The sequence below is a fragment of the Neisseria sp. genome, assembly GCF_041804105.1.
Lineage (GTDB): Bacteria > Pseudomonadota > Gammaproteobacteria > Burkholderiales > Neisseriaceae > Neisseria.
Genome location: NZ_JBHCJY010000044.1, coordinates 16,276 through 31,124 on the forward strand (window position 1 = coordinate 16,276; position 14,849 = coordinate 31,124).

Below are 14,849 nucleotides of genomic sequence, written 5' to 3' on the forward strand. Positions count from 1 at the left end.
CAATAACCGCGTTATGTTTACCACGTTTCAAAAAGGAAATCCCATGACCACATTCCAAATCGCCCGCGCGGGCGGCAACACGCTCGAAATCCAAGGCAAAATGGCTAACCGCCACGGCCTGATTGCCGGCGCGACCGGTACGGGCAAAACCGTTACCCTGCGCCGCATGGCCGAAGCCTTCAGCAGCGCGGGTGTTCCCGTTTTTCTGGTTGACGTAAAAGGCGATTTGTCGGGCATTTCCCAAGCCGGACAAAACAGCGGCAAGGTGGGCGAGCGCATTGCCGAATTCGGTTTGGGCGACGCATGGCTGCAGGATTTCCCCGTGCGCTTTTGGGACGTGTTCGGCGAAACCGGCATTCCCGTGCGCGTAACCGTATCGGAAATGGGGCCGATGCTCTTGGCGCGCCTGATGAACCTGAACGACACGCAGGAAGGCCTGCTCAATCTGGTGTTCAAAGTGGCCGACGACAAAGGCTGGCTGCTGATTGACTTGAAAGATTTGCGCGGCATGCTGCAACACGTCGCCGACAACGCCGCCGAATACCGCACCCAATACGGCAACGTTTCCGCCGCCAGCATCGGCGCCATTCAGCGGCAACTGCTCACCTTGGAAAACGAAGGCGCGGAAAAGTTTTTCGGCGAACCCGCGCTCAATCTTCAAGACTGGATGCAGTCGGAAAACGGCAAAGGCGTGATTAACGTTTTGAATTCGGAAAAACTGATGCGCAGCCCGCGCATGTACAGCGCGTTTTTGCTGTGGATGCTGGCCGAACTGTTTGAAATGCTGCCCGAAGTCGGCGATTTGGAAAAACCGAAATTCGTGATGTTCTTCGACGAAGCGCATTTGATGTTCGACAACGCCGCCACCGCGCTGGTGGAACAGGTCGAACAAGTCGTGCGCCTGATCCGTTCCAAAGGCGTGGGCGTGTATTTCGTAACGCAAAATCCGCTCGATTTGCCCGATACCATCTTGGGGCAACTCGGCAACCGCGTGCAGCACGCCCTGCGCGCGTTCACGCCGCGCGACCAGAAAGCCGTGCGTGCCGCCGCAGAAACCTTCCGCAGCAATCCGAACATCAACGTAGCCGAAGCCATCGCCGAACTGGGCGTGGGCGAAGCACTTGTATCGTTTCTCGACGATAAAGGCATGCCCGCACCCGTGGAGCGCGCATTGGTCTTGCCGCCGCAATCCAACCTGACCCCGCTTTCCGCAGCGGAACGCGACAGCCGTTTCCAAAACGATGCCGTCTATCCGCACTACAAAGACATGGTGGACAACTTCTCCGCTTTCGAAGCCCTGCAAGGCCACAATCAGGAACAGGCAGCGGCGAAAGAAGCCGAAGCCGCAGCTAAAGAGCAGGCCAAAACGCAAAAAGCAGCGGATAAAGCAGCCGCGGATGAAAAACCCGGACTGCTCGGCGGTTTCCTCGGCGGACTGATGGGCGGCCGCAAAAAATCAGGGCAGGGCGTAGGTTACAACGTGGCCGATGCCGTCGGCAGCCAGATTAACCGCCAAGTGACCAACGCAATTTCCCGCAGCCTGATGGGGGTGATTAAGAATATGCTGAAATAGGCGTTTGATTGCCGGGCAAACCGCGTTCCCGTTGATGGGGATACGGTTTGCTTTATAAATAACCAAAGGCCGTCTGAAAACAGGTTTTTCAGACGGCCTTTGGTTATTTCACCGATTTTTTTTATCCTTTAATTTTCCAAAACAGTTTCCCTAAAAACTTTTCGCGCCGCTATTCCCTCGCAGGCGGGAATCCGGACTGTAACGCCAAGAAGCAGTTGTTTTCCGGCAGATGCTGAAAAGTTAAACTTCCGGATTCCCGCCTGTGCGGGAATGACGGGCTTTGTTTCGAATGATGTGGAAGGTTATGGGAGTGTTCCGGATACTGGGGGGCATTTGAAAGTAGAAGGCCGTCTGAAAACATTTCAGACGGCCTTTCTCAATTTCGGACAACCTTGGCAATATGGCGTACCGTCCACTCGGTAAAGCTGGCAGCAGGCCATCATTTCTACTTGGAAGCCCTGTTCGGTTTCCAGCCACCGCAGCCGGCCGTTGCAGCGGAAGCCGAACGCTTGATGCCACAGGGTTTCGAGGCGGCGGACGGTATCTGCATCGGCCAGTCCGCAGTGATGGATGCCGGCAAGGGCTTTGAGGGTCATGTCGCCGAGAAAGTAGCCGGCCAGTTTGCCGCTGACGGCAAAATGCGGTGCAATCAGGGGCAGTTGGGCCGCCTGCCAGCGTTGCAGTGATAAGGCCGTCTGAAAAACGGCGGATTCGGTTGTGTCGAAAACGGCGGGTGTGTGTGCGGCAATGGTGAAGGGTTCGGTGAATGTTCCGCCCATTCGGTGCGAAAAATATGTCAAATCGGGCAGCGTGTTTTTCAGCGAAGCCGACCACACCGCCAAAAACACGGGCTGCCAAATCCAAAGCTGCCATGCGCGGCAGCCCCAGTAAACCGCACCGGCATCGGGGAACGCCCGCCGCAGTCCGTTGCAGATTGCCGCCATTTCAACGGTTTCCGCTGCTGTGCCGGTTTCGTCGGCAGACGCGGATACGCGGCCTTCCAAAGCGGGCAGGGCGGCGGCGCAGAACGACAGGATGTCTTCGAGTGCAGATGGGTTCATAATTATCACTTGGTTGAAAAAATAGGAATAATTATAATTTGTCGGCTTGGAAAAGCCCATTGCCGTGTGTGTTAGTTGCCCGATATGGCCGCAGCAGGATCGGCGTTTGTCCGCTTTGCCGGAAGGACGGCATTGCTTTTTCCGACAGGATAACCGCTGTGCAATCGGTTCGGCGATAGCCGTTGCCGGCTTGTCCGCCAATCGATATTTCCACTTTATAAGGCCGTCTGAAACCGTGTTCCGACTTACCCATGCCAGTTTTTCCATTCCCGAACGTACGCTGCTTGCCGACATCAACATCGGTTTCGAGCCGAACAAGGTGTACGGTTTGATCGGCCACAACGGTTCGGGAAAATCCACGCTGCTCAAGCTGCTGACCCGCCAGCAGCCGCTTTCAGACGGCCTGATTACGCTCGACGGCAGGCCGCTGGCCGATTACAGCCCGCGCGATTACGCCAAACAGGTCGCCTACCTGCCGCAACATCTGCCGGCTGCCACCGCATTGACGGCCCGCGAACTGGTTGCCATGGGTCGTTATGCGTGGAGCGGGCTGCTCGGGCGCACCGGCGAAGCCGACCGCGAAGCCGTGGCACAGGCATTTGCGCTCACCCACACCGAGCGTTTCGCCGACCAAGTGGTCGATACCCTGTCCGGCGGAGAACGTTCGCGAGTCTGGCTGGCGATGTGCCTTGCCCAGCAGAGCCGTTTCCTGCTGCTCGACGAACCTTTGGCCGCACTCGACATCGCCCACCAGCTCGAAGTGATGGAGCTGGTACACGGCCTTTCCCGTCGGCTCGGTTTGGGCATTGTCATCGTTATCCACGACATCAACCTTGCCGCGCAATACTGCGACGAACTCGTCGCCCTCAAACAAGGCCGCCTGCTGCGCCGCGGGCTGCCGTCGGAAATCATGACGGCGGATGTGCTGGAAGAGATTTACAGCGTGAAAATGAACATCATCCCGCACCCCGACAACGGCAGGCCGGTGGCACTGGCTTGATGTCCGGGTTGTGCAAAGGCCGTCTGAAAATCTGTTTTCAGACGGCCTGTATCGTTATGATATTTAGTATAAAAATATGCGTTTTAAAAAGACGGCGGAATCTGTTTTGGCAGAATGGCATTCCAATCATGTTTGGCAGGGCGGACGGAAATTCATCCGCCCCGTTTTTTGTCCGTACCGTTTTCACCGTTTTCCAAAAGGCTGCGAAATTTCATGAGTGCTTTCCATTACCGCCCCGATATCGACGGCATGCGTGCTGTGGCCGTGTTGTCGGTCATCGTTTTCCATATCGATGCTGCCCGGCTGCCGGGCGGTTTTTTGGGTGTGGACATTTTCTTTGTCCTTTCGGGCTATCTGATTACGCGGATTATCAGCAGGGAAATGCAGGACGGTACGTTTTCGTTTGTTGAGTTTTACAAACGCAGGGCGAAAAGGATTCTGCCGGCTTTCGTGTTTGTGTTGCTGCTGGTTACGCCGGTGGTGTGGTATCTGTTTTTGAAACGGGATATGCTGGAATACTCGAAATCCGCTGCGGCTTCGCTGATGTTTGCCGCCAACCTGTTTTTTGCCGGAAAAACGGATTATTTCGATGTCTCGTCGTCGGAAAAGCCCTTGCTGCATATTTGGTCGCTGTCGGTGGAGGAACAGTTTTATTTTGTTTTTCCGATATTGCTGCTGTTGTGCATCCGCTTTTTCCGCGGCAAAACCCTTTGGCTGGTAAGCGGCTTGATCGTACTCAGCCTGCTTGCCCAATTTCTGCCGACATTCGGGTTCGAATCCTACTATATGCCCTATATCCGCGCTTACGAGCTGCTGATCGGTTCACTGTTTGCTTTTTTGAAGCCGCGAGAATCGGGCAGGCTGGTGTCGTGGGTGTTGCTGTTACTGTTGGCGGGACTGATGTTGTTGCCGCACGGTTTGCTGCCCGGCAACGGCTATCTGGAACGGTTGTTGGCGTGTACGGCGGCGGGGATGATGATTCTGTTCGGGCAGTTCCGTATTCAGGACAAAGGGGATAAGGTGTACCGCCTACTGGCCTCCAAAGCGGCGGTGGGCATCGGCTTGATTTCCTATTCGCTGTACCTGTGGCATTGGGTGGTTTTGGCTGTGTTGCGCTACGTCTATATGGATGTGCACCTGCCTTGGGCCGTTATTGCGGCGGCGGTTGTGCTGATGTTTTTGCTGGCATGGTTTTCCTACCGGTTTATCGAGCAGCCGATACGCCGTCTGAAAAACTTTTCCACCCGTAAATTCATCATCGCTATGGAAATTTACCTGCTTCTGCTGCTGCCGTTCGGTACCTATATTTATACCCACAATGCCAATAATGCCGAAGAAAACCTGCTTCAATACGATGCCGCTTTGAAAGTGTGCAAGGACGAAATCGGAAAGATTGCCGACTGTAAAAAAGGAGAAGCGTCCCAAGCGCCGACCGTTTTGGTGGCCGGAGATTCGCACACGGGACATTACAACGAATTCATCGATGCCGTCGGTAAAAGCGAAGGTTGGGCGGCGGATGTCGTATCCGGCAATTCCTGTGCCGTTGCCTTCGGTTTTGTTTTGCCCGAAAGCGACAAACGGGCCGAACGCTGCAACAGGCTCAACCGTTTTGTCGAAGACAATTACGGCAACTACCGCAGTATTGTGTTTGCCGAACGATGGTCGCTCCAAATTCCCAAACCCGGTTTTACGGAAAAATTCGAGCGCACGCTGCAAACGCTTGTTAAAAACGGCAAGCAGGTTTATGTTTTCAAAGACACGCCGCCCGCACTATACCCGCTGTACCGCAAATACCGGCTCGAACAAAAAGGCATCGACATCGATACCGTTGCACCGCAGCGCTTGGCGGAAAGGGCTGCGGCGGACGAAGCCAACCGTCAAATCGAAGCATTGGCGGCCAAATATCCCGAAGTACGCTGGGTGGATGTTGCGCAGTTTGTTCCCAAAGACTTCTTTCATCAGGGCAAGCCCGTTTACCACGACTACGACCATCTCAACCCTTACGGTTCAAGATTTCTGGCGGAACGGTTTATCGGCAGCGGGCAGAAGCTGATACGCTAGGGCCGGCATGGAAGAGGCCGTCTGAAACCCGTGGCGGAATAAGCACTCCGCCGTGGTTCGGTCTGTACTTTTCGGTATAATTTTCCGCATCCGGTTTAATGAAAGGCAATACACGTTATGGCTTCCGATTTTCAAAACACCCTGAAAAATCTCGGCAAACAGGCGAAAAAGGCGGCCGAGCGGCAGGCGGAGCAGGAGAAAGAAGCGGTAAAACGGTCGGCCGAGGCCGTTGATTTTGCCAAAGAAATGGGTACGGTTACGCCTTTGAAAAACAGCGGCCGTTACGAAGCCCCGCGCGACAAAACGCCGATGAAGCCGCGTGTGCAGGATAAAAATCCGCTGGCATCGGAATCGCTGTTTTTTGTCGGCACGGGCGGTAATGATTGGGACGAACCGCCCGCCGCGTTCAGTAAAAACGGGCAGGGTAAAAACGACATCCGCCGCCTGCAGGACGGTTATTGGGATGTGGTGGCAGATGTGGATTTGCACGGTTATACGCAGGAAAAGGCGCAGGAAGTGCTGAACGAGTTTATCGAATTCGTGAAAAAGCGCGGCGTGTGCGGCGAAATCGTTCACGGCAGCGGATTGGGTTCGTCGGGTTACAAGCCGGTGTTGAAAAACACCGTCCGCCGCTGGCTGATGCAGCATCCCGACGTGCTGGCTTATGTGGAGCCGCGCAAGGGCAACGACGGTGCGGTGCGGATTCTGATTAAGCGTCAAAAAAAGGAGTGGGAGCAAGGGTAGGGCATCCGGTATGCAAAGGCCGTCTGAAAATGTTTTTCAGACGGCCTTTGCCGTTTCGGCGTGCGGCAGGATCAAAACAGGGCTTCCATACGCACCAGCGTGCCGATGTGGTGGCTGCGGTTTTTTTCTTTGTCGTTCAGATAGTTGACTTCGGCTTGGGCGAACAGCCAATCGCGCCAGACGGGCTGCCGCCAGCTTGCAAACGGGCCGTAGCTGTTGAGCGACGCTTTTCTGTTTTCGATTTTTCCGCCTGCGTGCAGGCCGTAGTTGAGGCGTTTGTGGCCGGAAAAGTCGTGTTGGCGGTAGGCGCTGTCGCCCCACGACCAGTCGTCGCTGTCTTTGCGGGCGTATTGGACGTGGAAATCGTTGGCGAGAAAGGGTTTGCCCGCTTCGCCGCGGCGGACTTCCCAGTTGGTGCGCACATAGTGTTTGCTGTCGAGGCCGTAGCGGTAGATTTGTTCGACGCGGGTGGACGCGGTATCGGAAAGCTGCCAGTTTTTGGCGATTTTGACGCGGGTGTAGAGATCGTCGCCGCTGCGGATGCCGATGTCGGCATCGGTTTGGATGCCCGCGGCTTCTTCGATGCGGTCGGACCAGCGCAGGGCGATGGACGAGTTGTTCTCGCGGGTGCGGCTGCCGTCGAAGGTTTTGTCGGCGGGCACGTATTCGGGACGGTAGAGCTGCGCGTCCTGCGACAATTCGTCGTCAATCGAATCGTCGCCGAAGACGACGTTGAGCTTGCGCTGTAAGACGGGCAGTTTGACGCGGCCGCGCACGCGCGGTTCGAGGCTGTAGCCGTCGTGTTTGTTCCAGCGGTTGTCGAGCATGACGCGCAGGTTGGCGCTGGCGGGACGGTCGGGGTCGGGTTCGCCGAACCAGTCGTCCATGTGGTGCGCCCAGCGGTCGAGGGTGTTTTTGATACCGTCGCGACGGGCATCGGCCCATGTGCCGCCGTTTTCAGACGGCGTATCGGCGAAGGCGGGCAGGACGGCAAGCAGCAGGGCCGCAGGCAGGATGTGGGTTTTCATGGGCGTCTCGTCGAAGAGGGTTGGTTTATCCGATAAGGATACTCCGATTTGGTGCGGGATAACAGGCCGGATGCAGGAAAAAAAAGCCGTGTTCAAGCGGATTGCGCTTTTCCGACGCCGTGTGCCGTTTGCAGGGTAACGGTTTGCACCATGGCCGCAGATGCGGATTGCGGCTGTTGTTCCGGCACGGCGGCAGCGGTGTTTTCCGTTCTTGCCGCAAGCGCAGCCGAAGGCCGTCTGAAAGCGTTGCCGCCGTGCCGAACCTGCCGCGCAATCCCGTAAACCGCTGTGTTAAAATCCGTCGTGATTTTTTCAGACGGCCTTTATCCCGATGCCCGACCTGTCCCGACAACTTGCCGAACTCGTGCGCCTTTTGCAGGAAAAAGGCCATATTTTCGCCGCCGACCCCGAACCGCTCACCGATGCGCTGCGCCATGCCGAAGGCGGCATGGAAGAACGGCTGCTGCACCGCGCCGCCATGATAGACAGCGACGGCCGTCTGAAAAACACGCTGCTGCGGGTTCGGCAGACCGCCGCATGGCTGCTGTTGGCGGCCACCGCATTTTGGGCCGTCGGCGGATTTTCGGCCACCGCCGCGCTGATGCGCCAGCAGGGGCTGAATTTCTTTTTCGTGCTGGCAGGCGTGCTCGGTGTGCATACCTTGATGCTGCTGCTGTGGCTGGCATCCGTGGTGTTGCTGCGCGGTAAAGGCGGCGGTTTTTTTACCAACCCCGCCACATGGATTCGCGGCCGCGATCCGGTCAACCGGGCCGTTTTGCGGCTCTATACCGAAGAGTGGCAGCAGCCGCACACGCGCTGGCTGGTCGGCAAAACCACCCACCGCCTGTGGCTTGCCACGCTTTTCGGGATGCTGGCCGCCGTCGTGCTGCTGCTTTCCGTGCGGCAATACACGTTCAACTGGGAAAGCACGCTGCTTTCAGACGGCACTTTCGTCAACGCCGTCCGACTGCTCGGCATGCTGCCCGCGCTGCTCGGTTTTCCCGTGCCCGACGAAGCCGCCGTGCTCGGCAGCCGCATGGGGAACGCCACCGCCTTCGCCCGCCAATGGGGCGGCCTGCTCATCGGCAGCATCGTTTGCTACGGCATCGTGCCGCGTGCGGCGGCATGGCTGGCCTGCACCGTGCTGGCACGCGGAAAAGGCCGCAGCCTGCCGCTCGACAAACCTTACTACCAGCACATCATCAGCCGCTGGCAGCAGAAAATCACCGATGCCGACACCCAAGGCGAAGCCGTTGCCGCCGTTTCACCGAAAATTGCGCTCAACGATGCGGCGAAATGGGCGGTGATGCTGGATGCGCCGTGGCCCGATGCGGGCTGGTTCAAACACATTTTGGGACAGGACTGGCTCGATAAGGGGCTGGTGTCGGGGCGAGACGGCGTGGCCGCGCTGACTGCCGAACTCGGGCAGAAGCCCGTCCAGCTCTTAATCGGCGTGCGCGCCGCCGCCGTTCCCGACCGAGGCATCCTGCGGCAAACTGTTGCGCTGGCCGAAAGCGCGCAGGGCGGAGCCGTCGTGCAACTGCTGGCGGGCAGCGTTTCAGACGGCCTTGAAGAAACGCTGGCCCAATGGCGCAATGCCCTTGCCGAACGCAATATCCCGTGGCTCGAACCGCCGAAAATCAGTCAGGAAAAACGGTTGGCAGCGGAACAGGCCGTCTGAAATTGAGTCGTGCGTAATCTGTCCGTTGCCGTCAGATGGATACTGTTCACGCAGCCGGTTCATCCGCGGCAGAAACGGAAAGAGTCTGTTCTTTTCAGACGGCCGTTCGGAACGGGGAATGGATTTATCATGATGATTCGGGTGTGCTTCGAATCGGCTCATTTCCGCCGCCGGTCGGAAGGTGCGAAAGACATGATGATGCCGCACAGAATGATTGAAACTGCTCCGTCGTGTCCGGTTGGAAAACCGTTTTGTCGAGCCATCGGTCTTGAAGTTTGTTCGGACGGCATTTACCGTCTTGCCCAAATGCACGGAAACCGCCATAATCGTAACCGTACAGGAGAGAGCTACATCCGCTTACAGTAGCCGCCGAAGGCGCAGACACCCTTAAATCGCTCAGGCAAAAGGACTGTTCACACACATCAATCTGGAGAGCGGCGCGGCTGCGCCCACCGAAGGGGAGAAGGCCGTCTGAAAACGTTTCAGATGCGGCAGGCGTTTTCAGACGGCCTGTTGCGGCGGCCGAAAATCTCAGGTTCAAGGACAGATAGGGCCGCGTGAAAAGCAACGCAGCCTTCAATCTATGGAGAACCGCAATGACCCTCAAAACCACCCCTTTCCACCAAGCCCATCAAGACGCCGGCGGGAAACTCGTTGATTTTGCCGGCTGGGAACTGCCCGTCCACTACGGTTCGCAAATTACTGAACACGAAGCCGTGCGCACCGACGCGGGCATGTTCGACGTATCCCACATGCTCGTTACCGACGTAACGGGCGACAACGCCAAAGCCTTTTTCCGAAAACTGCTTGCTAACGACGTGGCCAAACTCGGATTCGTCGGCAAAGCCCTCTATTCCGCCATGCTCAACGACCACGGCGGCGTCATCGACGACCTGATCGTTTACCGCACCAACGAAGCCGAAACGCAGTACCGCATCGTTTCCAACGGCGCGACCCGCGAAAAAGACTCTGCCCAGTTCGCCAAAATCGGCGCGGAATTCGGCATTGCGCTCAATCCGCGTTACGATTTGGGTATGCTCGCCGTGCAAGGCCCGAAAGCCGTGGAAAAATTATTGTCCGTCAAGCCCGAATGGGCGGATACCGTCAACGGCCTGAAACCGTTTCAGGGCGCGGATTTGGGCAACGACTGGTTCGTCGCGCGCACGGGTTATACCGGCGAAGACGGCGTGGAAGTGATTCTGCCCGCCGCCGAAGCCGGTGCGTTTTTCAAAGCCCTGCAAGCCGCCGGCGTTCAGCCCTGCGGCCTCGGTGCGCGCGACACCCTGCGTATGGAAGCGGGCATGAACCTTTACGGCAACGATATGGACGACGACACCAGCCCGCTCGAAGCAGGCATGGGTTGGACGGTTGATTTGAAAGACGAAGCCCGCGACTTCGTCGGCAAAACCGCACTCGTTGCGCTGAAAGAAAAAGGCGTGGCCGTGAAACAGGTCGGCCTGCTGCTGGAAAAAGGCGGCGTGCTGCGGTCGGGCATGGAGGTCGTTACCGACAAAGGCAACGGCATCACCACCAGCGGCGTATTTTCGCCGAGTTTGAAGCAGTCCATCGCCATCGCCCGCGTACCGAAAGATTTTGAAGGCGGCACGGCCAAAGTGCTGATTCGCGGCAAAGAAGCCGACGTGCGCGTGTTGAAACTGCCGTTCGTGCGCAACGGGCAGAAGCAGTTCGATTAACGTTTCCGCCGTTTTTCAGACGGCCTGGAATTTTTGTCAAACTCAAGATAAATCAGGGAGACTATACCCGTCATTCTCGCGCAGGCGGGAATCCAGAATTTTAACCTGCTGTAATTTATAAATATTTCTGAAAATGATAGGTCTGGATTCCCGCCTGCGCGGGGGTAGCGCAGCGGACTTGCGCAGCTAATGACGGATTAGAGATTCCCTAAATATTTTGGAATGTTCCAAAGGTTTTGTCCTGTCATTTCTGTCAAGCCGTCTGAAAAACCGAACCGCCGCTTCAGAGGAAGATTTATGCGCAAAACAGTATTCGTGCTCGTTGCTTCGTTTGCCCTTGTTTTATCGGGCTGCGACGCCAAAGATGCCTGTCTAGACAAGGGCGGCAGGTATAACGAAACCACCAAGCAGTGTGAGAAATAAAGCATTTCCCATCTTTAACACCCCATTTTTAACGGAGAACACAACATGAGCAATATCCCCGCCGAACTGAAATACGTTGCCAGCCACGAATGGCTGCGTCCCGAAGCCGACGGTACGGTTACCGTGGGCATCACCCACCATGCGCAGGAGCTGTTGGGCGACATCGTATTCGTCGAACTGCCTGAAGTCGGCGCGAATCTGGCCGCCGAAGAGCAGGCCGGTGTCGTGGAGTCGGTAAAAGCCGCGTCCGACGTGTACGCGCCGATTGCGGGCGAGGTTGTGGCGGTGAACGAAGATTTGCCGTCTGCCCCCGAAACCGCCAACAGCGACCCTTACGGCGAAGGCTGGTTCTTCAAAATCAAGCCTGCTGACCCTGCCGATTTGGACGGCCTTTTGACTGCTGAACAATATGCTGCCGAAATCGGTTGATTGCTGCTTGGAAAAGGCCGTCTGAAAAGTTTTTCAGACGGCCTTTTTGTATATTGATTTTATAAAACGGGTTTTAAAAACCGATAGAAATAAAATCAGGCTATAACAACCATAGTCCCCTTGCAACGCAAACTGTTTTTATTTATATTCGTCTTTAAGAATAAAACCAAGCCCCATTATTGGGGGAAAACAGGAGCGCAATCATGTTCGTATGTATCTGTAATGCCATTACCGAACGTCAGATTCAAGACAGCGTGGCGGCAGGGGCGAGTTCGATGAACGATTTGCAGGCGCAGTTGGGTGTGGGTACCTGCTGCGGCTGCTGTAAGGATTTGGCATCGTCTTATCTGTCGGGAAACAATGCCCAAGGACAGAATATGGTTACGGCGGGAATCAATGTGCAGGGCTGACAGGCCGTCTGACGCAATATTTTCAGAAGATTGTGCCGTGTGATTTGCTGGTTTGAACGGAGCTGTGCAGGCATGACGGTATCAGATGCCATTGGCGCATCATTCAAATACAACTTTTGAGAAAACCGCCCGAATCGGATGATTCGGGCGGTTTTTGTTTGTTTTCCTGTTTGTTTCTAATTGGGTTGAAGCGGGACAGGGCGCTATCGGGTTCTCGTCATGTAAAGGCCGTCTGAAAACGTTTCAGACGGCCTTTCGGTTTATGCGGTGTTTGCATTTGTCGGCGGATGATGCAGATATCGGATGAGGTTTTACGGTTTGGTCGGTAAACGCTCTGCCATATCTGCTATTTGGTTCAGTTGGTTAGCTAGCGGAGCACGACCTCGTCGGGCAGCTCGTTCGGGCCGTCTGAAACGCCGTCGCGGGCATGGTGGCGCAGCAGCAGGTCAGTTTCCTGCAAGCCGTGTTCCAAGCCCGAAGTGTAGGCTTGGCGGCGGAAGGCTTCTTCGATGATGCCGCAGATGCGCTGCCATTCGGTTTGCGGGACTTTGGCGGCGATGCCGCGGTCGGCGGCGATTTCAACGGCATGGTCGGCGAAGGAAATATAGATGAGTACGCCGCTGTTGTGTTCGGTGTCCCACACGCCGAGTTCGGCGAACCACTGCCATGCGCGTTGGCGCGGGGTAATGCCGTTGAAAATGGCAGTAGCGGGCATGGAAGATTCCACCACGAAGCGGATTTGACCGCTGTGAAACTGTTCCGATTGGCCGATGCTGCGGCTGATGCGTTGCAGCTCTTCGGTGGGGAAATACCGCTGCACGCGCAGTTTCGGGTGCAGTAAGTGCTGCAACAAGCGTTCGAATTTATTCTGTTTCATTACCATCCTCCTGATGCGCCGCCGCCGCCGAAACTGCCGCCGCCGCCACTGAATCCGCCACCCGAACCGCCACCCCAGCTTCCGCCAGAACCGCCGCTCCATCCGCCGCCGCCACCGGAAACGAAGGCGATATGGCCGAGCATAAACAGAACGGCTACGGTAGCAAGGGTAATGAGAAGGGAGACGAAGATGCCGAAACCTAATGAACTGGCGCAGGCAAACATCACGACGCCGCCCAGCAGACTGCCGATGATGCGGCCGAACCATGGTTTCAAAAACATAAAAAACAGAATGAAGGGCGCGAACAACATGCCGTGGCCGATACCGTCATCTTCTCCGTCAAGGTTGTCTGAGGCCGATACTGCGGGCAGTTGCTCGCCTGCAATCAGTTTTTCGATTTGGGCGACGGCCTGCTTGATGCCTTCGTCGGTATTGCCTTCTCGCAGATGGGGGCGCAGCACGTCTTCGAGAATCCGCTTGGCGTATACATCGGGAATCGCGCCTTCCAAACCGCGGCCTACGGCCAGATGGGTTTTGCGTTCGTCGCGCACCAGCAGCAGGAGTACGCCGTCGTTGTGTGCCGCGCGGCCGATTTTCCATTGTTCCATCACGCGGGCGGCGTATTCGAACGGCGTTTCCGGTTCGATTTTGGGAACGGTCAGTACCACAATCTGACTGCCTTTTTCGCGGCTGTATTGCAGCAGGTGTGCATTGAGCGCGTCGCGCGCTTCGGGCTGCATCATGTCTGCGGTGTCCATTACCGGAGCAGTCAGCTTGGGAACGGAGGTTTGTCCGGCGGCGAACAGCCATGCGCTTGTCAGCAGCATGGCCAAAAACATGCCGAAACGTTGCAGGGTTGAAATCATGGTTTTCCTTTCGGAACGGTCGGGTGGTTCACAAAGGCGGTATTCATGTGCCGGTCCCGTGAAAACAGGAATCCGGGCTTTTAAAGGCAGGCTGTTTCAGGGTTTGCCGCCTGCCATAATCACGACCATGCCGCAGATGCACAGGGTGATGCCGAGCCAGTCGGTCCATTGCGGGCGGATACCGTCCACCGCCCACAGCCACATCAGGGCGGTACCGATGTAAACGCCGCCGTAGGCCGCGTAGATGCGCCCGCTGGCGGCGGGATGCAGCGTGAGCAGCCATGCGAACAGTGTGAGCGACAGGGCGGCCGGGACAAGCAGCCATGCGGAACCGTTTTGCCTCAGCCAGAGATAAGGCAGCCAGCAGCCGACGATTTCGGCAATGGCGGTAAGCATAAAGAGCAGTAAGGTTTTGAACATGGCATCATTGCGGGTGGAACAGCAAGGCCGTCTGAAACGGCTTTGCCGAAAACCTTTTGCATTATGTAGCGGTTTTCAGACGGCCTGTGTTGCCGCACGGATTTTTGGGCTGCAAGGCCGTCTGAAACGGGATTGGCGTTAGCCGTTTGCACGCGGAACAGTTTTTCAGACGGCCTGTGCGGCTGCACGGATTTTCGGGCTGCAAGGCCGTCTGAAACGGGATTGGCGTCAATCGGTTTGCACGTGAACAGTTTTTCAGACGGCCTGCGGTTGTACGGATTCTCAGGCGTTAAGGCCGTTTAAAACTCCACTTTCGGCGCGGTAGAAACCGCTTTTTCGTTTTCCACCGTAAACTGCGGGCGCGGCTCCATGCCCAAAACTTTGGCGGTCAGGTTTTGCGGAAACTGTCTGACCGTAGTGTTGTAGGTCTGCACGGCTTTGATGTATAGCAAATAAACATATTATTCGATACAATTCCACCATGGCCTATTCACAAGACTTCAAACAACTCGTGCTCAAAAAACTCCGTCAAGGATGGACGATTCGTAGAGCCGCAAAAGAATTCGGCATCGCCATCTCCAC

The 14,849-nt window shown here is 56.4% G+C and carries 17 protein-coding genes and 1 riboswitch; of the genes, 10 read left to right on the forward strand and 7 right to left on the reverse strand.

Annotated features, from left to right (window positions below):
* Positions 1 to 43: 43 nt before the first annotated feature.
* Positions 44 to 1,573 carry a helicase HerA-like domain-containing protein gene (locus tag ACEYDX_RS04520; protein ID WP_373740841.1) on the forward strand — a complete coding sequence of 510 codons (1,530 nt, stop codon included), beginning with the start codon at positions 44 to 46 and terminating at the stop codon, positions 1,571 to 1,573.
* A gap of 362 nt (positions 1,574 to 1,935) precedes the next feature.
* On the opposite strand, the gene ACEYDX_RS04525 is transcribed toward ACEYDX_RS04520, so the two are convergent.
* Positions 1,936 to 2,634 (reverse strand): siderophore ferric iron reductase, encoded by a 699-nt coding sequence (locus ACEYDX_RS04525; RefSeq protein ID WP_373740842.1) that lies wholly within the window; start codon positions 2,632 to 2,634, stop codon positions 1,936 to 1,938.
* 190 nt (positions 2,635 to 2,824) lie between these two features.
* On the opposite strand from ACEYDX_RS04525, the gene ACEYDX_RS04530 reads away from it, so the two are divergent.
* From ACEYDX_RS04530 to ACEYDX_RS04540, 3 genes are all read left to right on the forward strand, one after another.
* Positions 2,825 to 3,634: an ABC transporter ATP-binding protein gene (locus ACEYDX_RS04530; protein ID WP_373740843.1), complete on the forward strand. Its 810-nt coding sequence runs from the start codon at positions 2,825 to 2,827 to the stop codon at positions 3,632 to 3,634.
* 213 nt (positions 3,635 to 3,847) lie between these two features.
* The gene (locus tag ACEYDX_RS04535; protein WP_373740844.1) at positions 3,848 to 5,695 is read left to right on the forward strand and encodes an acyltransferase family protein; all 1,848 of its coding nucleotides are present in this window, start codon (positions 3,848 to 3,850) and stop codon (positions 5,693 to 5,695) included.
* Between the two features lie 117 nt (positions 5,696 to 5,812).
* Positions 5,813 to 6,439 carry a Smr/MutS family protein gene (locus ACEYDX_RS04540; protein ID WP_373740845.1) on the forward strand — a complete coding sequence of 209 codons (627 nt, stop codon included), beginning with the start codon at positions 5,813 to 5,815 and terminating at the stop codon, positions 6,437 to 6,439.
* 71 nt (positions 6,440 to 6,510) lie between these two features.
* Here the strand turns inward: ACEYDX_RS04540 and ACEYDX_RS04545 are convergent, their stop codons facing one another.
* Positions 6,511 to 7,467 (reverse strand): hypothetical protein, encoded by a 957-nt coding sequence (locus ACEYDX_RS04545; protein ID WP_373740846.1) that lies wholly within the window; start codon positions 7,465 to 7,467, stop codon positions 6,511 to 6,513.
* A gap of 331 nt (positions 7,468 to 7,798) precedes the next feature.
* On the opposite strand from ACEYDX_RS04545, the gene ACEYDX_RS04550 reads away from it, so the two are divergent.
* The 6 genes from ACEYDX_RS04550 to ACEYDX_RS04575 all read left to right on the forward strand — a co-directional run bounded on the left by ACEYDX_RS04550 (position 7,799) and on the right by ACEYDX_RS04575 (position 12,104).
* Complete coding sequence (locus ACEYDX_RS04550; protein WP_373740847.1) at positions 7,799 to 9,148, forward strand: DUF2868 domain-containing protein; 1,350 nt, start codon at positions 7,799 to 7,801, stop codon at positions 9,146 to 9,148.
* A 129-nt stretch (positions 9,149 to 9,277) separates the two neighbouring features.
* Positions 9,278 to 9,514, forward strand: coding sequence for a hypothetical protein (locus tag ACEYDX_RS04555; RefSeq protein WP_373740848.1), 237 nt, complete (start codon positions 9,278 to 9,280; stop codon positions 9,512 to 9,514).
* Positions 9,476 to 9,570, forward strand: a riboswitch (glycine riboswitch). Its footprint overlaps the gene before it by 39 nt.
* Before the next feature lie 174 nt (positions 9,571 to 9,744).
* On the forward strand, positions 9,745 to 10,842 hold the full coding sequence (gene gcvT / locus ACEYDX_RS04560; RefSeq protein WP_373740849.1) for a glycine cleavage system aminomethyltransferase GcvT: 1,098 nt from the start codon (positions 9,745 to 9,747) through the stop codon (positions 10,840 to 10,842).
* 297 nt (positions 10,843 to 11,139) lie between these two features.
* Positions 11,140 to 11,265 (forward strand): hypothetical protein, encoded by a 126-nt coding sequence (locus ACEYDX_RS04565; protein WP_373740850.1) that lies wholly within the window; start codon positions 11,140 to 11,142, stop codon positions 11,263 to 11,265.
* Positions 11,266 to 11,310: 45 nt separating this feature from the next.
* Entirely contained in the window at positions 11,311 to 11,694 is a 384-nt protein-coding gene (gene gcvH / locus ACEYDX_RS04570) for a glycine cleavage system protein GcvH (protein WP_373740851.1), read from the forward strand.
* A gap of 203 nt (positions 11,695 to 11,897) precedes the next feature.
* A complete protein-coding gene (locus ACEYDX_RS04575) occupies positions 11,898 to 12,104 on the forward strand; it encodes a bacterioferritin-associated ferredoxin (protein WP_373740852.1) in 207 nt (68 codons plus the stop codon).
* A 367-nt stretch (positions 12,105 to 12,471) separates the two neighbouring features.
* On the opposite strand, the gene ACEYDX_RS04580 is transcribed toward ACEYDX_RS04575, so the two are convergent.
* The 5 genes from ACEYDX_RS04580 to ACEYDX_RS04600 form a co-directional block, all read right to left on the reverse strand.
* Entirely contained in the window at positions 12,472 to 12,981 is a 510-nt protein-coding gene (locus ACEYDX_RS04580) for a TPM domain-containing protein (RefSeq protein WP_373740853.1), read from the reverse strand.
* Positions 12,981 to 13,847 carry a YgcG family protein gene (locus ACEYDX_RS04585; protein ID WP_373740854.1) on the reverse strand — a complete coding sequence of 289 codons (867 nt, stop codon included), beginning with the start codon at positions 13,845 to 13,847 and terminating at the stop codon, positions 12,981 to 12,983. The genes ACEYDX_RS04580 and ACEYDX_RS04585 overlap by 1 nt, the downstream gene beginning before the upstream one ends.
* A 96-nt stretch (positions 13,848 to 13,943) precedes the next feature.
* Positions 13,944 to 14,267, reverse strand: a complete 324-nt coding sequence (locus ACEYDX_RS04590; RefSeq protein ID WP_373740855.1) for a YnfA family protein — start codon at positions 14,265 to 14,267, stop codon at positions 13,944 to 13,946.
* A gap of 61 nt (positions 14,268 to 14,328) precedes the next feature.
* Complete coding sequence (locus ACEYDX_RS04595) at positions 14,329 to 14,499, reverse strand: hypothetical protein (RefSeq protein WP_373740856.1); 171 nt, start codon at positions 14,497 to 14,499, stop codon at positions 14,329 to 14,331.
* A 67-nt stretch (positions 14,500 to 14,566) separates the two neighbouring features.
* Entirely contained in the window at positions 14,567 to 14,719 is a 153-nt protein-coding gene (locus ACEYDX_RS04600; protein ID WP_373740857.1) for a LemA family protein, read from the reverse strand.
* Positions 14,720 to 14,849: the final 130 nt, after the last annotated feature.